Below are 23776 nucleotides of genomic sequence, written 5' to 3'. Positions count from 1 at the left end.
TGGGGGCTCCTCAGTCCTTTTCCATGGTGCACTGCAGGGGGTGCTGATGACGTCGCGCCGAGTCGATGACTTGCGCGACCTTGGTCTCTGCGACTTCGTAAGTGTAGACGCCGCACACCCCCACGCCGTTCTGATGGACGTGGAGCATGATGCGCGTGGCGTCTTCACGCGACTTGTTGAAGAACCGTTCGAGCACGTAAACGACGAACTCCATGGGAGTGTAGTCGTCGTTGAGAATCAGAACTCGATATAGCGAAGGCTTCTGCGTCTTCGGCTTCACTTCCGTGACGACCGACGACCCAGCGCCGTTGCTTTGTCCGCCTTGCTTCCGCTCGGCCATCGACTTGTTCTCTCCCGGCGGGCAAATCACCCGCCTGTCTGAATTAGATATGGAAACGCGACGGCTTTGGAAGAGCCCGAGACGCGTCTGCGCCGCTTTAACACAGGGGCGCCTCGGAAAACGGCTTCACGATTGGGAGAGCGAAGGCCGCCAGCGAACGGTTCCCAAAGCTTGGCGGCCGAAAGTGCGACCGGTTTCGGCGCCTGCCAAGCTTTGATTGTTTAGGGGTTAGAGCCTTCTGCAGGCAAAAGGCTCGGGGGAGAGGCCCAAATGGTTAGCGACAAGCTGTCGCGCAAGGGGTGCGACGACGCGACTCCGGGCAACACGCTCAGCGACTTCTTCAGCGCCCGTCCGCTGACCACGGCCGCGGCGCCGAACTTGCCGCGCAGGGCGTCGATGGCGGTTTCGTTCCTCAAGGTGCGACGCTCGTCGTCGGCGAACATGTCCGAGCCGGCGGTCTCGGCGTCGACGAACTCGGTCAGGCCTGCGCCGATCAGGCGATAGGAGAGGCCCGGCTTTTCGGCCGCCAGCAGTTCTCGCGCCACCTGGAACAGGGTGCGGGCCGTCTGGGTCGGCACGGCCAGGGTGCGGCGGCGGGTGTGGATCTTGAAGTCGGGGGTGCGCAGCTTCAGCGTCGCCACGCGGCCGGCCACGCCTTCCTTGCGGGCCTGCTTGGCGACCTTCTCGCACAGCGGCCAGAGCTCGTCTTCCAGCGCGTCGCGCTTGTGCAGGTCGTCGTTGAACGTGGTCTCGGCGCTGATCGTCTTGCGTGACTGGTCGGGATCGACCATGCGGCTGTCCTGGCCGTGGGCCAGGCGGTGCAGGCGCAGCCCGCCGGAGCCCAGCCGATTGGCCAGCAGCTTCAGGTCGGCGGCGGCGATGTCGCCGACGGTCTTCAGGCCGATCTCGGCGAGGCTGGAGACCGTGGCCGGCCCGACGCCGGGCAGGATGCCCACGGGCTTGCCGGCCAGGAACGCTTGCGCCTCGGCCGCCCCGATCGCCGAGAAGCCGCGCGGCTTGTCCAGTTCCGACGCGATCTTGGCCAGGAACTTGTTGGGGGCCAGGCCGATCGAGACGGTCAGGCCGATGTCACGTTCGATCTCGGCCTGCAGCCGCGCCAGCATCGCCGCCGGCGTCGCGCCATGCAGGCGCTCGGTGCCCGTCAGGTCGATCCAGGCCTCGTCCAGGGACAGGGGCTGGATCAGCGGCGTCAGCCGATCCAGCTTCTCGTGGATGCGGCGGCTGGCTTCCTTGTACTTGGCGAAGTCCGGCTTGATGACCACGGCGTCGGGGCACAGCTTCAGCGCCTTGAACATCGGCATCGCCGAGCGCGCGCCGCTCATGCGGGCGATATAGCAGGCGGTGGTCACCACCCCCCGCTTGCCCCCGCCGACGATGACCGGCTTGTCGCGCAGGGACGGATCGTCGCGCTTTTCCACCGAGGCGTAGAAGGCGTCGCAGTCCAGGTGGGCGATCGAGAGCGTCCCCAGCTCCTCGTGGAAGATCGTCCGCGGCGAGTGGCACGACGGACAACGCGCGGCCTTGGCCTCGCCGGTCCACCCGCAGTCGCGGCACAGGGACTTCATGGGAGCGTCCCTAGGCCTCCAGCGGCCACAGCCAGACCGCGCCGCGCACGCCCGAGCTGTCGCCATGCTCGGCCTTCTTCACCGGCGTCTCGAAGACGTCGGAGAAGACGCGGGGGGCGATGGCGGCCGGCAGGCGCTCATAGAGCGCGTCGACGTTCGACATGCCGCCGCCCAGCACGATGACGTCCGGATCGATGATGTCGCAGATCGCGGCCAGGCCTCGGCCCAGGCGGTCGACATAGCGGTCCAGCGCCGCGGCGGCGGAGGCGTCGCCGGATTCAATGGCGTCCATGGTCTCCTGGCCCGTGGGGAAGCCCGCGTCGCGCGAGAACGCCGGACCCGCGACCCATTTCTCCATGCATCCGTTGCGGCCGCACCAGCACTCGGGACCGGGATATTCCTCCGGCTTGGGCCAGGGCAGGGGCATGTGACCCCATTCGCCGCCAATGCCGTTGTGGCCTTCGATGATCTTGCCGTCGACGACCACGCCGCCGCCGCAGCCGGTGCCCAGGATCGCCGCGAACACCACGCGCGCCCCGGCCCCCGCGCCGTCGGCGGCCTCTGAGAGCGCCAGGCAGTTGGCGTCGTTGGCCAGGCGCACCGGACGCGCCAGGCGCTGCTCGAGGTCTTCGCCGAACGGGCGGCCGTTCAGATAGACGCTGTTGGCGTTGCGGATCAGGCCGGTGCGCGGCGAGATCGAGCCGGGGATGCCCAGGCCCAGGCGCGCGCAGGTCGCGCCCGCCATGCATTCGGCGTCGGCCAGCAGCCCGGCCACCACGTCCAGCGCGGCCGCGTAGTCGCCGGGATTGGGCTTGCGCACGCGCGCGACGAACTCGCCGGCCTCGCTGAGGGCGGCGACCTCGATCTTGGTGCCGCCGAAATCGACTCCGAACCGGATCATGCGAACAGACGCTCCTCGATGGCGGCCTTCAGGCGCGGCCACTCGTCAATGCGGACGTGACGGTCGGGCGCGGACGGGGCGAACGGGCGCAGGCGCTCGTCGCTGACCATCTGGAACCGCCCGACGTCGGGCGCTCTCTCCGCCACCGATTCCAGCTGCGGCAAAAGGTCGTCGATGAAGACGGAGCGACCCGAGGTGCGTCCGGCCAGATCGGCGGCCGCCGGACCCTTGGGGCCGCTGTTGATGATCAGGGGATAATCGAAGCCGTGCGTTTTCAGCCACTTGGCTCGCGTCAGCCGGCCGTGCTCGGGCGCGTTGGTCAGGATCACCACCTCGGCGCGGGTCGATAGATCGGCCAGCGCGTCCGCCGCGCCGATCGCGGGGGGCAGGTCGTCGGCCCCGTCTCGGAAGAAATCATCGAACAGGGCCTTGCCCGCGATCAGATCGAGGTGTTCCGTCTCGCCAGGGCGGTAAATGTTCTGGAACAGGGCGAAACGATCGACACGCAGTTCGAAGCCATGGCGCGCGATGAAATCGCCGAAGCCGCGCATGAACTGCGCGAGCACCTCGTCGACATCGACGATGACCAGCGGCGCGGTCGGCGTGATGGCGCAGGCCTGGAGGTCGGAGTGGCGTTGTTCCATGAGCTTGTGGGTCTTAACGCGATTAGCGCGGGCTTAAGGATATTCGTGGCAACTGGTTCTGGAAGACGGCGCGAATCCCTAGGCGTCGCCACGTGACCGTTTGGTCGGGGTAAGGATGACGAAGAAGGTCCTCATCGTGGAGGATAACGAGCTGAACATGAAGCTCTTTCATGATCTGCTCGAAGCCCAGGGTTACGAGACCCTGCAGACCCGCGAGGGTCTGTCGGCGCTCTCCATTGCCCGCGACAACAAGCCAGACCTGATTCTGATGGACATCCAGCTGCCGGAGATCTCTGGCCTGGAAGTCACCAAGTGGCTCAAGGAAGACGACGAGCTGGCGCATATCCCGGTCGTGGCCGTCACGGCCTTCGCCATGAAGGGCGACGAAGAGCGCATCCGCGAGGGCGGCTGCGAGGCCTATATCTCCAAGCCGATCTCGGTGGTCCATTTCCTGGACACCATCAAGCGGCTGCTGGACAAGGTCCCCGTCGCATGACGGCCCGCATCCTCGTCGTCGACGACATCGAAGCCAATGTCCGTCTGCTCGAGGCCAAACTGACGGCGGAATACTACGAGGTCTCGACCGCGATGGACGGGCCGACGGCCTTGACCATGGCCGCCCGCGACCTGCCCGACATCATCCTGCTGGACGTGATGATGCCCGGCATGGACGGTTTCACTGTCTGCCGCAAACTCAAGGAAGACCTCGCCACCCGCCACATCCCGGTGGTGCTGATCACGGCTCTCGACGGCCGGGCCGATCGCATCCAGGGCCTGGAATCGGGCGCCTCGGACTTCCTCACCAAGCCCATAGACGACGTCATGCTGTTCGCCCGCGTGCGCAGCCTGACCCGTTTCAAGATGGTGATCGACGAACTGCGCCAGCGCGAGGCCTCGGGCCGCCGCATGGGCGTGATCGCCGGCGCCGCCGCCCGCCTGGATGGTCTGGGCGGCCGGGTGCTGATCGTCGACGACAACGAACGCCAGGCCGCCCGCATCGCCGCCGAGCTGGGCGTCGAGCACCGCCCGGTGATCGAGAGCGATCCCGAGAAGGCCAAGATCAGCGCCGGCGGCCCGGTCGATCTGGTGATCGTCAACGCCGCGGCCAGGAGCTTCGACGGCCTGCGCTTCACCGCCGCCCTGCGGTCGGAAGACCGTTCGCGCCAGCTGCCCGTCCTGGCCATGGTCGATCCCGACGACCGCAACCGCATGGTCAAGGCGCTGGAAATCGGCGTCAACGACATCCTGCCCCGTCCCGTGGATCCCCAGGAGCTGTCGGCCCGCGTCAAGACGCAGATCCAGCGCAAGCGCTACACGGACTATCTGCGCAACAATCTCGACCACTCGCTGGAGCTGGCCGTCACTGACCAACTGACGGGCCTGCACAATCGCCGCTACATGACCGGCCAGCTCGACTCGCTGGTCAGGCGCGCGGCCATGGGCGGCGAGCCGGTTTCGGCCCTGCTGATCGACATCGATTTCTTCAAGAAGATCAACGACACCTTCGGCCATGACATCGGCGACGAGGTGCTGCGCGAGTTCGCCCTGCGCCTGGCCTCGAACGTTCGCGCCATCGACCTGCCGTGCCGCTTCGGCGGCGAGGAGTTCGTGGTGGTCATGCCCGACACCCAGCTCGCCGACGCCCTGCGAATCGCCGAGCGGATCCGCAACCATGTGGCCGGCTCGCCCTTCAAGGTGGGGCCGGCCAAGGAGCAGCTGACGGTGACCATCTCGGTCGGCGTCTCGGCCACGCTCGGCGCCGACGACACCCCCGAGGCCCTGCTGAAGCGGGCCGACCAGGGCGTCTACCAGGCCAAGGCCTCGGGCCGGAACGCCGTGGTCGGCAAGGCTGCCTAGGCCTTTTCACGTCACGACATTTATGGATTGGCGGGCGCGGGGCGCTCGTCGCATCCTGCTCCAAAGAAACCGGTGTCATAAGCCGATCTCGGGGAGCGCCCATCCATGTCCGCCAATCGCCGCGCCGTCCTGGCGCTGGCCGGCCTTTCGGCCCTGACCGCCAAGACCCCCGCGGGCGCGGCCTCGCCCAAAAGCTCGCTCCCCGTTAAGCCCACCCTGCGGATCGACCCGCGCGAGCTCGGCGCGGCCGGCGACGGCCTCGCCAAGGACACCCACGCCATCCAGCTGGCCCTCAACCGCTGCGCCGTGTTCGGCGGCGGCGAGGTGGTGCTCGCGGGAGGAACCTTCCTGACGGGCGCCATCCGTATCGGCGCCAACACCATCCTGCGGATCGAGGAGGGGGCGACCCTGCAGGGCTCGCCGGACCTGGCGGACTATCCGATCGTCCAGGTGCGTTGGGAGGGGCGCTGGGTTCCCGGCTATATCGGTCTTGTCTGGGCGCAGGGGGCGCGGAACATCGTCATCACCGGCAACGGCGCGATCGTCGCGGCCGAGGCGATCAAGGGACGCGTTCAGAAGGAGACTGGCCTGCGTCATCCCGCCTTGCTGGAATTCGTCGATGTCCAGGGTCTGGTCGTGGCCGATCTCAAGACGCAGCAGAACGACATGTGGTCCATTCACCCGGTCTATTGCGACGATGTCGTCTTCCACAACTTGGTGGTGAATGGCCGCGCCGATGGCATCGACGTCAACTCCTGCCGCCGCGTGGTGATCGACCGCTGCGACTTCGACACGGTCGACGACTGCATCTCGCTGAAGTCCGGCCGGGGCATGGAGGGCAGTCTGATCGCCCGCCCGACCGAGGACGTCGTCATCACCGACTGCACGTTCAAGGACCATCGCTGGGCCTGCATCGGCATTGGCAGCGAGACATCCGGGGGCATCCGGCGCGTGCGGGTCGAGCGCTGCAAGATGCTCGCGGCCTATACCTTCGCCGTCTACATCAAGAGCCGGCCGGGGCGCGGGGCGTTCATCGAGGACATCGTCATGCGCGACCTCGAGGTCTCCGGCGCCCGCGACGGCTTCCTGCGGCTGAACTTCCTGGACAGCGGCAAGCAGGATCCGTTCCCGGTCGCGGGCTTCGACGGCATTCCGACGGTGCGCGACATCACCTTCGAGCGGATCAAGGTCGCCGACGTCCCGGTGCTGGTGGAGGCGGTGAACATCCATCCCGACAAGCCCCTGGACGGCTTTACGCTGAAGGACATCACCGGCTCGGCGGGCCGGGGGATCGCCCTGGCCAACATGAAGAACGTCACCCTGAAGGGCGTCGATGTCGCGATCGCCGACGGTCCGAAGCTGGCGATCAACAATGTCACCGGTCGCGGCCTGGAGGGCGCCGCGCCGCTGAGCCCGACCGCGCGCCCGGCGGATGTCATGGCCGCCGAGCCGCCATACCGGCTGGGCATGACCAGCGGCAAGCCGAACTAGCGCTCTGAAGGGCATGGGCGTGACGGCTTCCATGTCCCAAGGAAGGCCACTTTCCAGGCGTCTTGGCTAACGGCGGTTAGGGCGCTTTTTTAGGGCTCTGGATACGACTGTCACGCACCCTCGCCATACATCCTATGCGGGAGGCGTGGCGATGAAGTCTAGAGCGCGTGCGAGCAGGCGCCCATTCCCGGGCGCCTGGCTGGTCCTGGGTCTGTTGACCTGCGTGGCCCTGTTCCGGATGGGCGCCCAGGCCAGCGATCATCTGTCGGGCGGACTATCCACCGCCGCGATGCTGGGCGCGTTCGTCGCCATCTGCGTCGGGCCGGTGCTGCTGGCCGTGACGGTGGTCTGGGCGTTCTTCCGCTGGCTCTGGATCGGGCGCTGAGCCTGGATCCTCTCCAGGATGCGAGGCGCCCAGAATCAAAACGCCCGGCCATCGCTAGCCGGGCGTCTTGATGTCGTAGCGCGTAAGGCGATCCTACTTGATCTTGCCTTCGCGGAATTCGACGTGCTTGCGGATGACCGGGTCGTACTTCTTCAGCACCATCTTTTCGGTCTTGGTGCGGGCGTTCTTCTTGGTGACGTAGAAGAAGCCGGTGTCCGCCGTCGAGTTCAGGCGGATCTTGATGGAAGCCGGTTTGGCCATGGTCGAATCCCTGCGGTGGTCGCGCAGGTTCCCGCGCGTTGGAAATAGGAGGCGCGGAACATACTCATCGGTGACTCAAAGTCAATTGCCGGCGGCGCAGCGCGTGTAGGGAAAGTCCGCCGATCGCGCCTGACCGCCGACGGAACCCTCGATCCGGGCCACCAGGGTGTCCTTGTCGACCAGGCGATAGAGAATCCGCTGCGGAAAGTCGTGCTCCGGCGCCTCGAAGGTGACGGCGTTCTCGCCGATCTCCCGCATCGGAAACGCCGCCTCGGCCTGGCCGGGAGGGAATCGCCACGTACCTGCAGCTTGCCGTCGGCGGCGGGCAGGATGCGCATGAACTCGAATTCGCGCAGCTTGCCGTCGCGAACGCTGCGGCTCATGCCGATCATCGCGCCGCCCGCGGGGGCCAGCCACTGTTCCTCGATCTTCGTGCCATTGGGCCGGGTCAGGGTCCAGCAGCCGGCGATGAAGCCGAGCTTGTCGATCTCGCCCGGAGGCGGGGCCGGCGGCGTGGCGGCCAGGGCGATGGCGAACAGTGTGGCGAGCATGCGCTTCCTCCAGGAAGTCCGCTAGAGGTGCGTCAGGTGACGCTTACCGTTCAGAAAGCGCATGAACGGGGCCGGCCGTCCAGTGTCGGCGAGACGCTGGCCGATCTCGTGGACCACGAAACGGGTGATATTGGGCAGGTCCAGCGCCATCGCCTCCTGGAAGTCGACCCAGGCGATCTCGTCCAGCTCGCCGCAGTCGGGGCGGCGGTCGAGGCTGAGCAGCGCCTCGGCCGGGGCCATGAAGAAGCGGGCGTCGAAACGGCGCGGGCGATAGGGCGGGGTGATGGCGCGCGCGACAAAGGACAGCGGCGCCAGGTCGGGCAGGGCGCCCTGGGCCAGGAACGGCCTCCAGGGCCCCGCGCCGGGCCGTACAGGGGCTTGGCGGGCCAGCAGCAGGCCTGTCTCCTCGAACGTCTCCCGCACCGCCGCCAGGGCCAGGGCGCGGGCCAGGCGGGCGGGCCTGGGGTGACGGGGTTCCTGCTCCAGACGCGCGGCGACCTCGGGCGCGAGCTCGCTGGCGCTGGGGGCGTCGTAGTCGGTCCGGTCGACCCGGCCGCCGGGGAACACCCACTTGTCGGGCATGAAGGCGTGGCCGCCGTTGCGCCGGCCCATCAGCAGGCGCGGTTGCGGACCGTCGGTGCGGACGATGATCACGGTGGCCGCGTGCTTGGGCGTCAGCGCCGCGCCGGTCTCGCGCACGGCGCCGTCGTGGATCGTGTCGAATTTCGCGTCGATCGGCGGCAGGCTCATGCGCTCAAGTTAAACCGATCCGCGGGACTGCATAGAGCGACCCGACGTCAAGCCGGCGGGCGCTTGACCCTTCGCCACGACGCGCCCCAAGGTCGCTCCGCTTTTCGTGAGGGGGTTTTGTGATGATCGGACGGGTTTCGGCGCTAGCGCTGGTCGCGGGCATGGCTTTCGGCGCGGCGGCGATGGCGGCGCCGTCCACCGCCAAGATCGAGGCGGCGGCCAAGGCGGTCCAGCCCAAGGTCATCGCCTGGCGGCGCGACATCCATGAGCATCCGGAGCTGGGTAACCAGGAGGTCCGCACCTCGGCCCTGATCGCCAAGGAGCTGAAGGCCCTGGGCTTCGAGGTTCGCGAGAACGTCGGCAAGACCGGCGTGGTCGGCATCCTGAAGGGCGGCAAGCCCGGCAAGGTCGTGGCCCTGCGCGCCGACATGGACGCCCTGCCGGTTGAGGAGAAGACCGGTCTGGCGTTCGCCTCCAAGGCCACGGCGACCTGGGAGGGCAGGACCGTGCCGGTCATGCACGCCTGCGGCCACGACACCCACGTGGCCATGCTGCTGGGGACCGCCACGGTGCTGGCCGGCATGAAGGCCGACATCAAGGGCACGGTGGTCCTGATCTTCCAGCCCGCCGAGGAAGGCCCGCAGGCCGGCGAGGAGGGCGGCGCCAAGCTCATGATCCGCGACGGGGCGCTGGACAAGCCCAAGGTCGACGCGATCTTCGGCGTCCATATCGGTCCGGGGGACGCCAACCAGCTGAACTATCGCCCCGAGGGTTTCTACGCCTCGTCCGACCGCCTGACGATCACGGTCAAGGGCAAGCAGACCCACGGCGCGCGGCCCTGGGCGGGCGTCGACATGGCCAGCGTCGCGGCCGACATCATTCAGGCGACGAACCAGATCGCCGCCCGTCAGGTCGATGTCGGCGCCTCGCCCTCGGTGGTGACGATCGCCGTCATCAACATGGGCATGCGCCAGAACATCATTCCCGAGGACCTGAAGATGGAGGGGACCATGCGGACCTTCTCCACCGCCCGCCACGACGACCTGGTCGCCAAGATGCAGAAGGCCGTCGCCGCCATCGGCGACCGCTATGGCGCCAAGGCCGAGGCGGTGTTCAGCCAGCCCTATCCGGTGACCTACAACGATCCGGCGCTTTCGGCCTGGGTCAAGGCCAGCCTGGAGAAGGCCTCGCCCGGCAAGGTCGACGACAAGGCCGCGCTGGTGACGGGCGCCGAGGACTTCTCGATGTACGCCGAGAAGGTCCCGGCGGTGTTCGTGCAACTGGGCGGACGCAAGGCCGACGTGCCGGCGGCGACCGCGCCGGCCAACCACTCGCCCTATTTCGATGTCGACGAGGCGGTGTTCGAGACCGGCGTGAAAGCCGAGGTCTTCATGGCGCTGGACTATCTGGAGCGGAAATAGCCTGACGTCGGCGCCCCATCGGCGCCCGACCGACAGCAAATTTGAGCCGGATTGACGCGGTCAGGAGTATTTCCCGACTTCCTGGCCCTCGAGGGAAAGACCATGGCCGAGCTCTACGCCTTCGCGCTGTCCCTGGCGTTGATCTTCGCCGCGGTCATGATCCACTATCAGGCGCTGCGCTTGCTGTCCGTCGGTCAGGCCTCGCCGCGGCTGTCGCGCCAGCTGAAGATCCTGCTGGTGATCTTCGGCCTGATCATCGCCCATGTTCTGGAGGCGGGATTGTTCGCGGGCGGCTACTGGGTCGGCGATCACGTCCTGGACTTGGGCGCGTTCGTGGGCGTTTCGGCGATGACCGCCAGCCAGCTGTTCTTCTTCTCGATCGAGACCTTCACCACCCAGGGGGTCGGCGACGTCTATCCCGTCGGGGCGCTGCGGCTGGTCGCCAGCCTGGAGCCCCTGGCCGGCCTGATCCTGATCGGCTGGTCGGGCTCCTTCACCTTCCTGGCGATGGGCCTGGACTGGCGTCTCGGGCAGCGAACCAAGGAGCCATCCGAGCAATAGCCTCCTCGACCTCTGCCGTGGAGACCGCGAAGCTGAAGCGAATGAAGCGATTGCCCTCGACCGGATCGAAGTCGACGCCCGGCGCCGTCGCCACGCCGGTGTCGCGCAGCAACTGTTGGCAGAAGCTCAGCGAGTCATCGGTCAGGTGGCCGATGTCGGCCCAGATGTAGAAGGCGCCGTCCGGCGGGGCGATCTTGCGCAGGCCAAAGGCGGGAAGGGCGTCCAGCATCAGCTGGCGGTTTCGACGATAGACGTCGATATGGGCTTCCAGCTCGTCAATGCAGTCCATGGCGGCCAGGCCCGCGTGCTGGGACAGGGACGGGGCGGTCAGGAACAGGTTGCCGACATAGGCGCGGGCGCGCTCCAGGTCCTGGCCCTTCGGCGTCAGCAGCCAGCCCAGCCGCCAGCCGGCCATGCTGAAATACTTGCTGAAGCTGTTGACGATCAGGGCGTCGGGGGCGAACTCCAGCATCGAGGGCGTGCGGCCGGTGTAGCTGAGGCCGTGATAGATCTCGTCGCTGATGATGCGGATGCCGCGCTCGGCGCAGACCTTGGCGATGGCTTCCAGCTCCTCGGGCGCAATGATCGTGCCGGTCGGGTTGGCCGGGCTGGCGACGATGACGCCGGCCGGGGCGGGGTCCAGTTCCGCCAGGTGCTTGGCCGTCAGCTGGAAGCGATCCTCCGGCCCGCAGGCGATCTCGATGGGCGTGAGGTGCAGGGCCTTGAGGCTGTTGCGGTAGGCGACATAGCCGGGGCGGGCCAGGGCGATGCGGTCGCCGGGCTCGAACACGCTGGACAGCGCCAGCACCAGGGCCGGCGAGGCTCCGCAGGTCAGCACGATCCGCTCGGGCTCGACCGCGACGCCATAGAGAGTGTGGTAGCGCTCGGCGATCCGCTGGCGCAGCAGGGGGCTTTCCCAATAGCCCATGGCCTCGGCGTTCGAGGATCTCGTGGGCCCTGGCGATCGCCTTGCTCGGCGCGCCCGTCGAGGGCTGGCCGAACTCCATGTGGATGATCGAGGCGCCCTCGGTCTTCAACTGGTGAGCCAGGCGGCTGATGGCGATGGCGTGGAAGGGTTCGATCTGCGCGCGCATGGCTCTGCTTAGCGGGGTTTGACGCGGCGCGCATCCCGCTTGAGAAGGGGGTTATGCGCTTGCTGACTCTCGCCGCCGTCCTGTGTCTGGCCATCCCCGTCTTTTCTCAAAAGACCTGGGCCCAGACCGCCTTGCCGCTGAATATCGGCGGCCGCGTCGCGCCGGCGGCGGGCGGGGCCTACGACTTCGGTTGGCCGGGGGTCTATTTCGAGGGGCGGTTCAACGGTCCGTCCGTCGAGGTGGTGGTCGACACCGGCGCCGAGCATCTGGCGGTCAGCATCGACGGCGCGCGCAAGGCCGAGCTGACCAAGGCCGGCGAACTCCATCTGCTGCTCGACCGTCTGGGGCCCGGCGAGCACGTCGTGCGCCTCGACAAGCTGACCGAAAGCCAGACGGGTTCGGCGCGGTTCGAGGGCTTCTTCGTCGGGCCGAAGGAAGCGGCGCTGCCCGCGCCGACGCGTCCGCGTCGGATCGAGTTCATCGGCGACTCCTACACGGTCGGCTACGGCGTTCGCTCGGCCAGCCGCGACTGCACCGAGAGCCAGGTCCACGACCTGACCGACACCAGCCTGGCCTTCGGGCCGATCCTCGCGGGACGGCTGGACGCCGACTACCGGATCGAAGCCTTCTCGGGGCGTGGCGTGGTGCGTAACTACAATGGTTTAGCGCCCGGCCAGCCGCTGACCGTGCTCCTGCCGCGCGTGATCCCCGGGCAGGCCGAACCGCATGTGGCGGCGGACGATCCGTGGACGCCGGACATCCTGGTCATCGGCCTGGGCACGAACGACTTCTCGACATCGCTGCATCCGGGCGAAGCCTGGGCCGACGAGGCGGCGCTACGCAGGGACTATCGCGAGACCTACGTGACCTTCGTCCAGGGCCTGAAAGCCAGCCGGCCCGCCGCGCGGGTGTTCCTGATCGCCGGCGACACCTTCGTCGAGGACGTCGCCGAGGTGGCCGACCGCACCGGCGCCAAGGCGGTGCGGATCACCGGCATGGACCGCGGGGCGTGCCACGGGCACCCGTCGGTCGCGGACCAGAAGATGATGGCGGATCGGCTGGAGGCGGCGATCCGCGCCGACTAGCGCCGCTTTCCCCGTCGCACGCCCTTCGGCAGTCCGCCGCGCGGCTTGACCGCCGCCTGGCGCCGGGCGCCCGACCGCGGACGCGGCGCCTTCGGATCGGGGGCCAGCGGCTCGCTGATCATTTCGAACAGCAGCCCGCCCGTCACCGGCGTGGCCTCGACCAGCTTGACCTCGACGCCCATGCCCAGCGGCCAGCGCTTGCCGGTCCGCTCGCCGACCAGGGCGTGCATCCTGTCGTCGTGGACGAAGAACTCCGCGCCCAGGGTCGAGACGGGCACGAGGCCGTCGGCCCCGGTGTCGGCCAGCTTGATGAACAGGCCAAAGCGCGTGACGCCGGTGATCCGCCCCTCGAACGTCGCGCCGACCCGGTCGGCCAGGAAGGCGGCGATGTAGCGGTCGGTGGCGTCGCGCTCGGCGGCCATGGCGCGCCGCTCGGCGTGGGTGATGACCTCGGCCGTGTCCTTGATCTGGGCGATGTCCTGGTCCGTGAGGCCATCGTCGCCCAGGCCCAGGGCCCGGATCAGCCCCCGGTGGACGATCAGGTCGGCATAGCGGCGGATCGGGCTGGTGAAGTGTGCGTACTTGGCCAGGTTCAGGCCGAAGTGGCCGATATTGTCGGCGCTGTAGTGGGCCTGCATCTGGGTGCGCAGGACCACTTCGTTGATGATCGCCGCGTTGGGGCTCTCGCGGGTCTCCTCCAGCAGCTTGTTAAACCGTGAGGTCTGCGGCGCCTGGCCCTTGTCCCAGCGGATCTCCAGCGTTTGCAGGAAGTCGGCGAGGTTCTGCACCTTCTCCAGGCTGGGCGTGTCGTGCACCCGATAGATCAGCGGCGAGCGCTTGGCCTCCAGGCTCTCGGCGGCGCAGACATTGGCCTGCACCATCATCTCCTCGATCAGCTTGTGGGCTTCCAGGCTGGCGCGCTTGGTGATCGAGGTGATCTCGCCCTCGCGGATGATGATCCGGCGCTCGTCGCTCTCGATGGCCAGAGGCGAGCGGGCGTCGCGGCCGATCTTCATCGTCCGGTAGGCTTCCCAAAGGGGCTGGAGGATCGGCTCCAGCAGCGGGCCGGTCTTGTCGTCCGGCTGACCGTCGATCGCCGCCTGAGCCTGCTCGTAGCTGAGCTTGGCGGCCGAGCGCATCAGGCCGCGCACGAACTTGTGGCCCTTCTTGCGACCCGACTTGTCGAACACCATCCGCACGGCCAGGGTCGCGCGGTTCTCGCCCTCGCGCAGGGAGCAGAGGCCGTTCGACAGGGTCTCGGGCAGCATCGGCTCGACCCGGTCGGGGAAGTAGACGCTGTTGCCTTTCTCGCGGGCGTCGCGGTCCAGGGCCGAGCCAGGACGCACGTAAGCGGCGACGTCGGCGATGGCCACCCAGACCACCCAGCCGCCCTTGTTGGTCTCGTCCTCGTCGGGATGGGCGTAGACGGCGTCGTCGTGATCGCGGGCGTCCACCGGGTCGATGGTCACGAACGGCAGCTTCCGCAGGTCCTCGCGGCCGGCCAGGGTCGGCTCGACGGCGGCCTTGGCCTCGCGTTCGGCCTCCTCGGAGAAGCCGGTCGGGATGCCGTGGCTGTGGATGGCGATCAGCGAGGCGGCGCGGGGATCGTTCTCGGTCCCGACCACCTCCAGCACCTTGCCGGGCTTGGGGCCGTAGCGGCCGCCATGCGCGCCGACCTGGGCGATCACCAGATCGCCGTCCTTCAGGTCGTGGGCGACGCTGGGATCCAGGATCAGGCTTTCCTTGGACTTGCGATCGACCGGCTCGACGCGGATCTCCTTGCGGTGCTTGCGGATGACGCCGAGAATCTTGTGAGCGCTCTGGCCCAGCTTCTTGATCAGCTTGGCCTCGAATTCGCCGGTCTCCAGCCGTTCGAAACGGACCAGCAGGCGGTCGCCCAGCCCCGGCGCGCCGGCCGCGGCCTCGCCCTTCGTCGGGGCCAGGCGGACGTTCGGCACGTCGTCGTCGGACTTGGTCAGCTTCACATACAGCTCGCCGTCGCCGTCGCGCTCGACCACGTCGGCCACGCCCACGGGGGGCAGGGAGCCGGCTTCGGCGAAGCCCTTGCGGCCGCGCTTGGCCAGCGCGCCCTGGGCTTCCAGCTCGCGGATCATCTCGCGCAGGGCCCGGCGGTCGGCGCCTTTCAGGCCGAAGTGGCGGGCGATGTCGGCCTTGCCGGTCTCACCGGCGTCGCGCAGGAACGCCAGCAGCGTCTCGCGGTCCGGCAGACCGGCGGGCGGCTTGGGCTTAAAAGTCTTGGTCGGGCGAAGTTTGGCCATGTCTTGCCTTAACCCGTTCGAGGGGCGGCGGGCGAGATTTTCTTCTCCTCCCCCATGAAGGGGGAGGAGAGGCGAACCCTAGTAAAGATCCTCGATCGACTTCGGCGGCGCGGGCTCGACCGGCTTGGGCGCGGCGGGGGCCGTCGCGGCGGGCGTCGCCGCCGGCGCGGGCGGAGTCTCGATCACGGGCGGGGCTTCCTGCTCCACGGTCTGGACCTCGACGGCCTTGGGCTTGGGCTTCTCGACCGGCGGCGGCTCGTAGGCGAGGGCGGGGGCGGCGTCCTTGACGGGCACGCCCGAGACCTCGGCCAGCGGCTGCTTGGAGGTCTCCGGTCCGCCGCGGTCGATTTTCATGGCGTTGGTCAGGCCCATGGCGAAGCCGCCCACGCAGCACAGGATCAGCGCGGACACCACGACATGCAGTGGCAGGGGACGTTCCAGCGTCGTCATGCTCGAAACCTACTCCCCTCCCGATCCTCTGAACAGACTAGGCTTCGTCGTCCCAGGGGGCGGCGCCGTCCTCGGTGGTCGCCGCGGCCTTGGCTTTCGGCGCGGCCTTTTTAACAACCGGCTTCTTGGCCGCCGGCTTCTTCGCAGCGGTCTTCTTGGCCGGAGTGTCGCCTTCCGCCTTGGCCGCGGCCTTCTTCGGGCCGCCTTCTTCGCCGGTTTCTTGCCGCCGCCCTTGGCGGCGCGCTCGGCGATCAGGGCCACGGCCTCGTCCATGGTGATGGACGCCGGATCCTTGCCCTTGGGCACATTGGCGTTGGTGTCGCCGTGCTTGATGTAGGGACCGAAGCGGCCGGACAGCACCCGGACCGGCTTGCCGTCCTCGGGGTGGTTGCCGATCTCGGCCAGGGCGGTGGCGGCGCCGCGCTGCGGACGTCCGCCGCCGGCGCGCTTGTCGGCCAGGATGGCGACGGCGCGGTTCAGGCCGACGTCGAACACCTCTTCGGGGTTCTCCAGATTGGCGTAGGTGCCGTCGTGCAGCACGAACGGCCCGAAGCGCCCCAGGCCCGCCGTGATGACCTTGCCGTCATCCGGGTGCTTGCCCACCTCGCGCGGCAGCGAGAGCAAGCGCAGGGCCTTCTCCAGGTCCATGGCCGAGGCGATCCAGCCCTTGGGCAGGGACGAGCGTTTGGGCTTTTCGCCGCTGTCGGCGGCGGCCAGTTCCTCGAACATAGGGACCAAAGCGGCCGTTCTTCAGCCACACGGCCAGGCCGGTCGCGGGATTGACGCCCAGTTCCTTGTCGGCGCTTTCGGCCTCGCCTTCGCCTTCCGACACGCCCAGTTGGCGGGTGTAGCGGCACTCCGGATAGTTGGAGCAGCCGATGAAGGCCCCGAACTTGCCGGTCTTCAGGGACAGCTGACCGACATTGCAGGTCGGGCACAGGCGCGGGTTGGAACCATCGCCCTTGTCCGGGAAGATGTGCGGGCCCAGGGCCTCGTTCAGCGCATCGAGCACATTGGTCGTGCGCAGCTCGGCGATCTCGCCGACGGCGGCGTGGAAGTCCTTCCAGAAGTCGCGGAGGAACTGCTTCCAGTCCAGCTTGCCGTCCGACACCAGATCGAGTTGCTCTTCGAGCGCGGCGGTGAAGTCGTATTCCACGTAGCGCTTGAAGAACTGCTCCAGGAACGCCGTGACCAGGCGGCCCTTGTCCTCGGGGACGAAGCGCTGCTTGTCCATCTTCACGTATTCGCGGTCGCGCAGCACGGTCAGGACCGAGGCGTAAGTCGACGGACGGCCGATCCCCAGCTCTTCCATCTTTTTGACCAGGCTGGCTTCCGAATAGCGCGGCGGCGGTTCGGTGAAGTGCTGGTCGGCGCGGGCCTCGATGACCTTGGCGCTGGCGCCTTCCTCGATCATCGGCAGGCGGGCGGAGTCTTCGTCGCCCTCGTCGTCGCGGCCTTCCTCGTAGACGGCCAGGTAGCCGGGGGAAGAGCACGACCTGACCGGTGGCGCGCAGGCCGGTCTGGCCATCGGCGCTTTCCAGGTCGACCGTGGTGCGCTCGATCCGGGCGCTTTCCATCTGAGAAGCGATCATCCGCTTCCAGATCAGCTCGTAGAGGCGGCCCAGGTCAGGCTCCAGGCGCAGCGAGCCCGGGTTGCGGTTCAGGCTGGTCGGTCGGATGGCTTCGTGGGCCTCCTGCGCGTTCTTGGCCTTGGCCTTGTAGTAGCGCGGAGTTCTCCGGGACGTACTTGTCGCCATAGACGTTGCCGATCACGCTGCGCGCCTCGGCGATGCCTTCCGGTTCGACCGACACCCCGTCGGTCCGCATGTAGGTGATCAGACCGACGGTCTCGCCGCCGATGTCGATGCCTTCGTACAGCTTCTGGGCCGCCTGCATGGTGCGCTGGGCGGAAAAGCCCAGCTTGCGGGCGGCTTCCTGCTGCAGGGTCGAGGTGGTGAAGGGCGGGGCGGGCGAGCGCTTGCCGGGCTTCTTCTCGACGGCGGCGACCTTGAACGTCGCGGCCTGGACGGCGGCCTTGGCGGCCAGGGCCGAGGTCTCGTTGCCCAGGTCGAACTTGGTGAGCTTCTTGCCCTCGTGCTTGACCAGGCGGGCCAGGAACGGATCGGCGCCGGCCGAGACGTCGGCGTCGACGGTCCAGTATTCCTGGGTCTTGAAGCGCTCGATCTCGATCTCGCGGTCGACGATCAGGCGCAGGCAGACCGACTGCACGCGGCCGGCCGAGCGCGAACCGGGAAGCTTCCGCCACAGCACCGGCGACAGGGTGAAGCCGACCAGGTAGTCGAGGGCGCGGCGGGCCAGATAGGCCTCGACCAGCTCCATGTCGACGTCGCGCGGATTGGCCATGGCCTCCAGCACGGACGTCTTGGTGATGGCGTTGAAGGTGACGCGCTGGACGGTCTTGTCCTTAAGCGCCTTCTTCTTGTTCAGCACTTCCAGCACGTGCCAGCTGATCGCTTCCCCTTCGCGATCGGGGTCGGTGGCCAGAATCAGGCGGTCGGCCTTCTTCAGGGCGTCGACGATGTCGCTGACCCGCTTGGAGGCCTTGGCGTCGACTTCCCAGCTCATGGCGAAGTCGTTGTCCGGCTCGACCGAACCGTCCTTCGACGGCAGGTCGCGGATGTGACCGTAGGAAGCGAGAACCGTGTAGTCGGACCCGAGGTACTTGTTGATGGTCTTGGCCTTGGCCGGGCTCTCGACGACGACGACGTTCATTCTGACTCTTGTTCAGGAAAGGGGATCGCCCGGAAGGCGAGCGCCGGGAAAGTGGGGGCTTCACCCGGGGTCTGTCAACGGAAGGACCCAGAAACAGTGAGGCTTGGGCGTCTGGTAGGCGCTTGTTAAGGCCATTGCACGAGAATGCGATGGCTAGTTTCACGACTGCATTGAGCCCGATGGACATGACCGTCAATCGGATCGCCACCGAGGCCTACGTCTCGCCGATCCGTCCGATCAAGCCCGTAACCTCGAACGCCGAACGCGCGGAGATCGCCGATCGGCTGAAGGAAGCCGTGCGCGCCGCCCCGGCCGCCGGTACGGGCCTGCTGGTCGATCTGAGCGTTTAGAGCTGTCGATCGCGAAGCTCGGCGCAGTCCGCGGCGATCTGGCTTTCCCGGCCTTCTCCAACCAAAGCTGCATCGGTCTGTCTATGCAGCCACGGCGTTAGCTGCCATTCGTGGTGCAGACGCAGGGTGTAGGCAGTGTCCAGGCCGCCGCCTTCCGTCAATACGCAGGTGGTGTTCTGGCTCAGCCGCAAGGTCTGCCTGGGTGGATCGACATATTCACCGGCCACGAACATCAAGGCCAGCAGGCCGATGCTGCCCATGAAGTAGCCATGCGCGATCGGAAGGGCGGCTACGACCAGGGCGGAGTATCGCGCCATCGCCGGCCAGGGCAGCCGGCCGATGGAAAAGACCAGGAAGGCGTAGGCGGCGTAGGCCATGGCCAGAATCCAGATATTGGCCAAGACGGGTACGAAGCGGATCCCGGCCAATCCGGCTGCGATGACGGCGCCGAGGAATAGGGCGCTCGCGGCGACCGTCGCGACGTAGGCGCGGGGCGTTAATCGTCGAGCCAGAGCCTGCAGCAGCAGGGCCGCGATCGGCGCGCCGAGCAGCAGCGTCCAGACCAGCATGAGGGGTTCCATAGTCGCGCTCCGACGGCCCCTCGATCTTCGGTTGAGTTTTGGGGTCTGGCAAGCTCTGCCAATCGCCACGTTCCTGACGCGGGGTCATGGTCGAGTCAGGTCTTGGGCCGGCGCTTTCGGCCTGTGGCATGACGGACTGATGGCGCACTGGAGACGACCCGGCAGGAAGCGGATCGCCCTGATCGTGAGCGTTGGCGCGCACGTCGCGGCCGTGGCGGTGCTGATGGCCGCCCATGTGACGCCGCCGCTGCCTGAGCCGCCGTCGGTGATGGTGACGCTGGTCGATCCGCTGCCTCCGCCTCCGCCGCCGCCACCCCCTCCGCCGCCGCCAGCGCCGCACGAGGCGCCAAAGTCGCCGGTGAAGGCGCCGGCCAAGCCGCCCTCGCCGGAAAAGGCCAAGGCGGCGCCCAAGGCCGCGCCACGCTCACCCTTGCGGGTGTCCAAGCTTCCGCCGCCCAAGGACGTCACGCCGCTGCCCGCCAGCCGTAACCCGGGTCCGAGCCCGGTGATGGGCCTTGGCGAATCCGAGCTGATGGGCGCGGCGACGGCCGGTTCGGGCAGCGGCGGCGGCGGCGGCGGCGCGGGATGCGACATGGTCCGGCTGCTGCAGGAGGGCCTGCGCAAGAATCCCCGGGCCCGCGCCTCGCTGATGCGGGCCCATGGCGCGACGGTCGGGGCGGGACGCGCGCCGCTGGTGTGGAACGGCGACTGGGCGCGAGTCTCCGGCGAGGAAGGCGATGGCCTGGCGGGCCTGCGCGAAATGATCATGATGGAGGTCGCCTTCGCCCCCGCGGCCTGCCGGGCCGAGCCGATGCGGGGCCTCGTCCTGATCTCCCTGAACGACGGCCCGGGCGGCGCCCGGTTCGCTCTGGGCGGCGGCCACTGGCGATGGTCGGACCTGCTGTTCGCCAAGGGCGCGCGCAGAGGCGGATAAGGGAGCGACTACAGCCGCTCGAGCAGGTAGAGGCAGCCCACGGTGACGGCCGTCGTCTCCCGGCGCAGCGGTATTTCCTGGCGCTCGACGATCCGGAAGCCGGGGGCGCTGGCGGCTTGGACATAGTCGTCGCCGTGGGCGTAGCGCGCCGTGGGCAGGAGGCTCCACCCGGTCTCGCCCCGTTCGGTGCTGATGGCCAGCAGGCCGCCGGGGGCGAGGGCCTTGGCGGCGGCGGTGAACAGCGGAACCAAATCGCCGAAATAGATCACGACGTCGGCGGCGACGATCAGGTCGAAGCCGCCGGGATGGCGTTCGAGAAATGCGACGGCTTCTTCCTGGACCAGATGATCGTAGCCGCCGCGCTCGGCGGCCTTGGCCAGCATGGCGGACGAGAGGTCGACCCCGGTCAGCTCGGCGCCGAAGCGTTCGAGAGACGGCGCGGCCAGGCCCGTGCCGCAGCCCAGGTCGAGGATCCGCTCGAACCGCGCGCGCCGGCTCGCGATGAGGTCGGCCAGCAGCGCCGGCGCGCGGTAGTCCAGCATCTCGACCAACTGGCGGTCGAACCGCTCGGCGAAGTCGTCGAACAGCGCCTCGACATAGGCCGGCGGCGCCCGGTCGATGCTGGGGTCGACCAGGACGCGAAGCTCGTGGGCGCGGATCTTGTCGTCCGGATCGCGCGCCTCCAGCCAGGCGCCGAGCGCCCGGGCCGCGTCGAGGCGGTCGAAGGCCACCAGGACGCCGAAGCCCTCCCGCGCGACGGTCCCCAGATCTTCCGCCAGCGGACCCGCGATCCGGGCGTAGAGGTCCAGGGCCGTTTCGGCCGGCGACTGGTCGAGGGCGGCATAGGCGGCGGCGCGGGCCCAGGTCAGGCGCGGGCTCTCCGGCAGGGCCTCGATCGCCTCGGCGGCGGCGAAGGTCTCGGCGGCGCGGGTGAAGGCCCCGGTCAGGAACAGGGCGTGGGCCAGGCACTGAAGGCGGACCGGTTCAGCGTCCGGCGCCTGGGCCGCCAGCGCCAGCGGCTCGACGGCCTCCGGGAAGCGCCTGGCGATCATCAGGTTCAGGCCCAGGCCGAACAGGGCCTCGTCGTGGCCGGGGCTCATCACGAGGACGGCGCGAAAGGCCGCCTCGGCGTCGTCCAGCCGGCCCTCGCCGCTGGCCGCGACGGCCATGGCGAACATGTGGTCAACAGCCTGGATGTCCATCGGTGTTCCTGATCGTCGCGTGCGCGCGACTCGGACGAGTTCGCGCGATGGTCGACGAAGGTTACACACCAGCCACCAGTCCGCCGTCCAGCAGCTCGGCCCGGCCGGCCAGAACTCAATTCCACCAATGCCGCCATCACCGCCGAGGCGGGCGCGGCCGCGGCGCGAACCAGATCGTCGCGCGAGATCGGCGTGGGCGAGAGCAGGGCGGCGACGCGCTCGCGCAGGGCGTCGTGGTCGATCTCCAGGTCCGGCTGGGCCTCGTAGCCGCGCTCGCGCTCGCGCAGATGGGCTTGGCCCGACAGCGAGCGCAGCACGTCCTCTGCGCTTTCGCACAGGATCGCGCCCTGACGGATCAGGTCGTTCGTGCCCTTCGAGCGCGGGTCCAGCGGCGAACCTGGCACCGCGAAGACATCGCGGCCCTGTTCGGCGGCCAAGCGGGCGGTGATCAGCGAACCGGACTTCAGCTCGGCCTCGACCACAACGACCCCCAGGGACAGGCCAGAAATGATCCGGTTGCGGCGCGGGAAGTCCTTGGCCTGGGCGCGGCGGTCGGGCGCGCTCTCGGAGACGATGCAGCCTTCGGCGGCCAGGCGCGCGTGCAGCTTGTCGTGCTCGGGCGGATAGACATCGCCGACCCCGCCGCCCAGCACGGCCACGGCGCCGGTGGCCAGCGAGCCCTCGTGCGCCGCGCCGTCGATGCCGCGCGCCATGCCCGAGACGACGACATAGCCGGCGGTCCCCAGGTCCGTGGCCAGCTGGCGGGCGAAACGCTGGCCGGCGGCCGAGGCGATGCGGGCTCCGACGATGGCCAGGCTGGGCTCGGACAGCAGTTCGGCGCGGCCCAGCGTCCAGATCACTGGCGGCGGGGGATCGAGAGCCGCCAGGCGCGGCGGGAAGTCCGGCTCGCAGCCGCAGATCAACCGCGCGCCCAGTTTCGCGCCGGCCTCAAGTTCCTGCTCGATCGCCTCGCGCGGCGGCAGGGCCAGCGGCACGGCGCGGCCGCCGCGTCGGGACAGGTCGGGGAGGGCGGAGAGCGCACGCTCCGGCGTGCCGTAGCGGCTGATCAGGTGCTCGAAGGCGACGGGGCCGACCGTCTCGGTGCGCGCCAGGCGCAGCCAGGCGAAGCGCTGGATGTCCGAGAGCCGGCCTGGGATCACGGCGCGTCTTTACTGGGTTTGGTCGTGACCTCTTCGGTCACCTCGGCGGTCTCGCTCCGCGGGACGGGCGGCGTTTCCTCCGCGACCTTCTTCTTGCCGATCTTGGGCTCCTGGCCCTTCAGCAGGCGGGCGATGTTCTCGCGGTGGCGGATGAAGATCAGCACCGCCATGAACAGGCACAGGACCATGATCGGATAGGGCTGGTCGAAGGCCAGGGCGAACGGCGCGGCCAGCACGGCGGCGACCAGGGCGGCCAGCGAGCTGATGCGCAGCAGGAAGGCCACGGCCAGCCAGGTCGCGCCGGCGGCGATCCCCACCGGCCAGGCGGCCGACAGCAGCACGCCGTAGAAGGTGGCCACCCCCTTGCCGCCCTTGAACTTCAGCCAGACGGGGAACAGGTGGCCCAGGAACGCCGCGCCGCCGGCCAGGGCGATCACCGCCGCATTGCCGTGGGTCAGGTAGCGCGCCAGCAGCACGGCCACGACACCCTTGCCGGCGTCGCCCAGCAGGGTGATGGCCGCCAGGTCCTTGCGGCCCGAGCGCAGCACGTTGGTCGCGCCGATATTGCCCGAGCCGATCTGGCGGATGTCCCCGGCCCCGCCCAGGCGCGTGGCGATCAGCCCGAAGGGGATCGACCCCAGCAGGTAGCCGCCGACGATGGTGATGGCGAGCGTCAGATAGGTGGCGGCGGCGAGATCTTGCACGTTTCGACCCTAGGGCGAGTTGCGCGCGAATTCAACCGCTGCGCAAGCGAGAGTTGTGAGGCACAGGTGTAGTGCAGACTCGGAGCTGGGGCAAAACCGGCGGTCAGCCGCCTTGCACCAGAGCCAGCAGCGTTTGGCCAAGCGGCGAGAAAGCCAGCGGCGCGACCAGCACGTTGCTGAGGACGATCGCGACCAGACCCCAGGCGTAGGCGGGGTGAACGCGCTTGCGGGTCACGAGGTCGGCGACAGGGCCGGCCAGGCCGAACAGCAGGATGACGCCAAACATCACCAATGGCGCGGCCTCGCCGAATGACGGCATCGGCAGCAAACGGCCCAGGCCAGGGCCGAGTATGGTGATGGTCGCGCACAGCATCAGGCGCTTGTGCCATTCGGCCTTGCGCCGCAGGGCGACGCCGCCCGCGATCAGTCCGGCGAAGGCCAGGATGCCCAGCAAGT

At 68.5% G+C, this 23776-nt stretch carries 22 protein-coding genes and 6 pseudogenes; 9 read left to right on the top strand and 19 right to left on the bottom strand.

The genetic code is table 11. The features are described from left to right. Window positions 1-10: 10 nt before the first annotated feature. The 5 genes and pseudogenes from clpS to ACHMW8_RS25560 form a co-directional block, all read right to left on the bottom strand. Complete coding sequence (gene clpS, locus ACHMW8_RS25580; RefSeq protein ID WP_013079900.1) at window positions 11-340, bottom strand: ATP-dependent Clp protease adapter ClpS; 330 nt, start codon at window positions 338-340, stop codon at window positions 11-13. A 26-nt stretch (window positions 341-366) separates the two neighbouring features. Then, window positions 367-504: pseudogene (locus tag ACHMW8_RS25575) on the bottom strand (hypothetical protein); the annotation flags it as partial. Between the two features lie 174 nt (window positions 505-678). Next, window positions 679-1926: pseudogene (locus tag ACHMW8_RS25570) on the bottom strand (DNA polymerase IV); the annotation flags it as partial. 10 nt (window positions 1927-1936) lie between these two features. Next, the gene (locus ACHMW8_RS25565; protein WP_395444195.1) at window positions 1937-2827 is read right to left on the bottom strand and encodes an ROK family protein; all 891 of its coding nucleotides are present in this window, start codon (window positions 2825-2827) and stop codon (window positions 1937-1939) included. Next, window positions 2824-3471 (bottom strand): hypothetical protein, encoded by a 648-nt coding sequence (locus tag ACHMW8_RS25560; protein WP_395444194.1) that lies wholly within the window; start codon window positions 3469-3471, stop codon window positions 2824-2826. Before ACHMW8_RS25560 ends, ACHMW8_RS25565 begins: the two co-directional genes overlap by 4 nt. Window positions 3472-3586: 115 nt before the next feature. On the opposite strand from ACHMW8_RS25560, the gene divK reads away from it, so the two are divergent. From divK to ACHMW8_RS25540, 4 genes are all read left to right on the top strand, one after another. After that, on the top strand, window positions 3587-3967 hold the full coding sequence (gene divK / locus ACHMW8_RS25555; protein ID WP_125159340.1) for a cell-cycle response regulator DivK: 381 nt from the start codon (window positions 3587-3589) through the stop codon (window positions 3965-3967). Next, window positions 3964-5328 carry a PleD family two-component system response regulator gene (locus tag ACHMW8_RS25550; RefSeq protein WP_395444193.1) on the top strand — a complete coding sequence of 455 codons (1365 nt, stop codon included), beginning with the start codon at window positions 3964-3966 and terminating at the stop codon, window positions 5326-5328. Before divK ends, ACHMW8_RS25550 begins: the two co-directional genes overlap by 4 nt. Before the next feature lie 105 nt (window positions 5329-5433). Further along, complete coding sequence (locus tag ACHMW8_RS25545) at window positions 5434-6819, top strand: glycoside hydrolase family 28 protein (protein WP_395444192.1); 1386 nt, start codon at window positions 5434-5436, stop codon at window positions 6817-6819. A 151-nt stretch (window positions 6820-6970) separates the two neighbouring features. Then, complete coding sequence (locus ACHMW8_RS25540) at window positions 6971-7204, top strand: hypothetical protein (protein ID WP_395444191.1); 234 nt, start codon at window positions 6971-6973, stop codon at window positions 7202-7204. Window positions 7205-7297: 93 nt separating this feature from the next. Here the strand turns inward: ACHMW8_RS25540 and rpmG are convergent, their stop codons facing one another. The 3 genes and pseudogenes from rpmG to ACHMW8_RS25525 all read right to left on the bottom strand — a co-directional run bounded on the left by rpmG (window position 7298) and on the right by ACHMW8_RS25525 (window position 8766). Continuing rightward, window positions 7298-7465, bottom strand: coding sequence for a 50S ribosomal protein L33 (rpmG, locus tag ACHMW8_RS25535; protein ID WP_010920317.1), 168 nt, complete (start codon window positions 7463-7465; stop codon window positions 7298-7300). A gap of 81 nt (window positions 7466-7546) precedes the next feature. After that, a pseudogene (locus tag ACHMW8_RS25530) lies at window positions 7547-8016 on the bottom strand (DUF6265 family protein). A 21-nt stretch (window positions 8017-8037) separates the two neighbouring features. Next, window positions 8038-8766, bottom strand: coding sequence for an NUDIX hydrolase (locus tag ACHMW8_RS25525; protein WP_125159335.1), 729 nt, complete (start codon window positions 8764-8766; stop codon window positions 8038-8040). Window positions 8767-8888: 122 nt separating this feature from the next. Here ACHMW8_RS25525 and ACHMW8_RS25520 point away from each other — a divergent pair, with 122 nt between their 5' ends. Next, window positions 8889-10187 (top strand): amidohydrolase, encoded by a 1299-nt coding sequence (locus ACHMW8_RS25520; protein ID WP_395444190.1) that lies wholly within the window; start codon window positions 8889-8891, stop codon window positions 10185-10187. 102 nt (window positions 10188-10289) lie between these two features. Next, window positions 10290-10748, top strand: a complete 459-nt coding sequence (locus ACHMW8_RS25515; protein ID WP_125159333.1) for an ion channel — start codon at window positions 10290-10292, stop codon at window positions 10746-10748. Here the strand turns inward: ACHMW8_RS25515 and ACHMW8_RS25510 are convergent. Continuing rightward, window positions 10681-11842: pseudogene (locus ACHMW8_RS25510) on the bottom strand (pyridoxal phosphate-dependent aminotransferase). The gene ACHMW8_RS25515 and the pseudogene ACHMW8_RS25510 overlap by 68 nt on opposite strands. A gap of 53 nt (window positions 11843-11895) precedes the next feature. Here ACHMW8_RS25510 and ACHMW8_RS25505 point away from each other — a divergent pair. Beyond that, on the top strand, window positions 11896-12927 hold the full coding sequence (locus ACHMW8_RS25505; protein ID WP_395444189.1) for an SGNH/GDSL hydrolase family protein: 1032 nt from the start codon (window positions 11896-11898) through the stop codon (window positions 12925-12927). On the opposite strand, the gene rnr is transcribed toward ACHMW8_RS25505, so the two are convergent. From rnr to topA, 5 genes and pseudogenes are all read right to left on the bottom strand, one after another. Continuing rightward, window positions 12924-15206, bottom strand: a complete 2283-nt coding sequence (rnr, locus tag ACHMW8_RS25500; protein WP_395444188.1) for a ribonuclease R — start codon at window positions 15204-15206, stop codon at window positions 12924-12926. The two genes, ACHMW8_RS25505 and rnr, sit on opposite strands and share 4 nt — an antisense overlap. Before the next feature lie 78 nt (window positions 15207-15284). Further along, window positions 15285-15656 (bottom strand): hypothetical protein, encoded by a 372-nt coding sequence (locus tag ACHMW8_RS25495; protein WP_125159329.1) that lies wholly within the window; start codon window positions 15654-15656, stop codon window positions 15285-15287. Window positions 15657-15665: 9 nt separating this feature from the next. Next, on the bottom strand, window positions 15666-16304 hold the full coding sequence (locus tag ACHMW8_RS25490) for a topoisomerase C-terminal repeat-containing protein (protein WP_395444187.1): 639 nt from the start codon (window positions 16302-16304) through the stop codon (window positions 15666-15668). Further along, the gene (locus ACHMW8_RS25485; protein WP_395444186.1) at window positions 16240-17184 is read right to left on the bottom strand and encodes a DNA topoisomerase; all 945 of its coding nucleotides are present in this window, start codon (window positions 17182-17184) and stop codon (window positions 16240-16242) included. The genes ACHMW8_RS25490 and ACHMW8_RS25485 overlap by 65 nt, the downstream gene beginning before the upstream one ends. A gap of 22 nt (window positions 17185-17206) precedes the next feature. Beyond that, window positions 17207-18389 (bottom strand): annotated as a pseudogene (gene topA / locus ACHMW8_RS25480) (type I DNA topoisomerase); the annotation flags it as partial. 179 nt (window positions 18390-18568) lie between these two features. Between topA and ACHMW8_RS25475 the strand changes: the two are divergent. After that, on the top strand, window positions 18569-18739 hold the full coding sequence (locus ACHMW8_RS25475; RefSeq protein ID WP_125159373.1) for a hypothetical protein: 171 nt from the start codon (window positions 18569-18571) through the stop codon (window positions 18737-18739). On the opposite strand, the gene ACHMW8_RS25470 is transcribed toward ACHMW8_RS25475, so the two are convergent. Beyond that, window positions 18736-19308, bottom strand: coding sequence for a hypothetical protein (locus tag ACHMW8_RS25470; protein ID WP_395444185.1), 573 nt, complete (start codon window positions 19306-19308; stop codon window positions 18736-18738). The genes ACHMW8_RS25475 and ACHMW8_RS25470 overlap by 4 nt on opposite strands. Before the next feature lie 151 nt (window positions 19309-19459). On the opposite strand from ACHMW8_RS25470, the gene ACHMW8_RS25465 reads away from it, so the two are divergent. Further along, the gene (locus ACHMW8_RS25465; RefSeq protein ID WP_395444184.1) at window positions 19460-20254 is read left to right on the top strand and encodes a hypothetical protein; all 795 of its coding nucleotides are present in this window, start codon (window positions 19460-19462) and stop codon (window positions 20252-20254) included. A gap of 8 nt (window positions 20255-20262) precedes the next feature. On the opposite strand, the gene ACHMW8_RS25460 is transcribed toward ACHMW8_RS25465, so the two are convergent. The 4 genes and pseudogenes from ACHMW8_RS25460 to ACHMW8_RS25445 form a co-directional block, all read right to left on the bottom strand. Then, window positions 20263-21456: a methyltransferase domain-containing protein gene (locus ACHMW8_RS25460; protein ID WP_395444183.1), complete on the bottom strand. Its 1194-nt coding sequence runs from the start codon at window positions 21454-21456 to the stop codon at window positions 20263-20265. A gap of 61 nt (window positions 21457-21517) precedes the next feature. After that, window positions 21518-22616: pseudogene (gene dprA / locus ACHMW8_RS25455) on the bottom strand (DNA-processing protein DprA). Beyond that, complete coding sequence (gene plsY, locus ACHMW8_RS25450) at window positions 22613-23320, bottom strand: glycerol-3-phosphate 1-O-acyltransferase PlsY (RefSeq protein WP_395444182.1); 708 nt, start codon at window positions 23318-23320, stop codon at window positions 22613-22615. The pseudogene dprA and the gene plsY overlap by 4 nt, the downstream one beginning before the upstream one ends. 103 nt (window positions 23321-23423) lie before the next feature. Further along, window positions 23424-23774: a hypothetical protein gene (locus tag ACHMW8_RS25445; protein WP_395444181.1), complete on the bottom strand. Its 351-nt coding sequence runs from the start codon at window positions 23772-23774 to the stop codon at window positions 23424-23426. Window positions 23775-23776: the final 2 nt, after the last annotated feature.

It is taken from the genome of Caulobacter sp. UC70_42 (genome assembly GCF_044056025.1).
In the GTDB taxonomy this organism is placed as follows: Bacteria; Pseudomonadota; Alphaproteobacteria; order Caulobacterales; family Caulobacteraceae; genus Caulobacter.
Note: the sequence above shows the minus strand (reverse complement) of the source record. Positions and strands in the feature narration are given on the sequence as shown.

Excerpts from the sequence above, each read along its gene's own strand:
- clpS (WP_013079900.1), bottom strand. The coding sequence starts at position 340 with ATGGCCGAGCGGAAGCAAGGCGGACAAAGCAACGGCGCTGGGTCGTCG.
- ACHMW8_RS25565 (WP_395444195.1), bottom strand. The coding sequence starts at position 2,827 with ATGATCCGGTTCGGAGTCGATTTCGGCGGCACCAAGATCGAGGTCGCC.
- ACHMW8_RS25560 (WP_395444194.1), bottom strand. The coding sequence starts at position 3,471 with ATGGAACAACGCCACTCCGACCTCCAGGCCTGCGCCATCACGCCGACC.
- divK (WP_125159340.1), top strand. The coding sequence starts at position 3,587 with ATGACGAAGAAGGTCCTCATCGTGGAGGATAACGAGCTGAACATGAAG.
- ACHMW8_RS25550 (WP_395444193.1), top strand. The coding sequence starts at position 3,964 with ATGACGGCCCGCATCCTCGTCGTCGACGACATCGAAGCCAATGTCCGT.
- ACHMW8_RS25545 (WP_395444192.1), top strand. The coding sequence starts at position 5,434 with ATGTCCGCCAATCGCCGCGCCGTCCTGGCGCTGGCCGGCCTTTCGGCC.
- ACHMW8_RS25540 (WP_395444191.1), top strand. The coding sequence starts at position 6,971 with ATGAAGTCTAGAGCGCGTGCGAGCAGGCGCCCATTCCCGGGCGCCTGG.
- rpmG (WP_010920317.1), bottom strand. The coding sequence starts at position 7,465 with ATGGCCAAACCGGCTTCCATCAAGATCCGCCTGAACTCGACGGCGGAC.
- ACHMW8_RS25525 (WP_125159335.1), bottom strand. The coding sequence starts at position 8,766 with ATGAGCCTGCCGCCGATCGACGCGAAATTCGACACGATCCACGACGGC.
- ACHMW8_RS25520 (WP_395444190.1), top strand. The coding sequence starts at position 8,889 with ATGATCGGACGGGTTTCGGCGCTAGCGCTGGTCGCGGGCATGGCTTTC.
- ACHMW8_RS25515 (WP_125159333.1), top strand. The coding sequence starts at position 10,290 with ATGGCCGAGCTCTACGCCTTCGCGCTGTCCCTGGCGTTGATCTTCGCC.
- ACHMW8_RS25505 (WP_395444189.1), top strand. The coding sequence starts at position 11,896 with ATGCGCTTGCTGACTCTCGCCGCCGTCCTGTGTCTGGCCATCCCCGTC.
- rnr (WP_395444188.1), bottom strand. The coding sequence starts at position 15,206 with ATGGCCAAACTTCGCCCGACCAAGACTTTTAAGCCCAAGCCGCCCGCC.
- ACHMW8_RS25495 (WP_125159329.1), bottom strand. The coding sequence starts at position 15,656 with ATGACGACGCTGGAACGTCCCCTGCCACTGCATGTCGTGGTGTCCGCG.
- ACHMW8_RS25490 (WP_395444187.1), bottom strand. The coding sequence starts at position 16,304 with ATGGACCTGGAGAAGGCCCTGCGCTTGCTCTCGCTGCCGCGCGAGGTG.
- ACHMW8_RS25485 (WP_395444186.1), bottom strand. The coding sequence starts at position 17,184 with ATGGCCAGACCGGCCTGCGCGCCACCGGTCAGGTCGTGCTCTTCCCCC.
- ACHMW8_RS25475 (WP_125159373.1), top strand. The coding sequence starts at position 18,569 with ATGGACATGACCGTCAATCGGATCGCCACCGAGGCCTACGTCTCGCCG.
- ACHMW8_RS25470 (WP_395444185.1), bottom strand. The coding sequence starts at position 19,308 with ATGCTGGTCTGGACGCTGCTGCTCGGCGCGCCGATCGCGGCCCTGCTG.
- ACHMW8_RS25465 (WP_395444184.1), top strand. The coding sequence starts at position 19,460 with ATGGCGCACTGGAGACGACCCGGCAGGAAGCGGATCGCCCTGATCGTG.
- ACHMW8_RS25460 (WP_395444183.1), bottom strand. The coding sequence starts at position 21,456 with ATGGACATCCAGGCTGTTGACCACATGTTCGCCATGGCCGTCGCGGCC.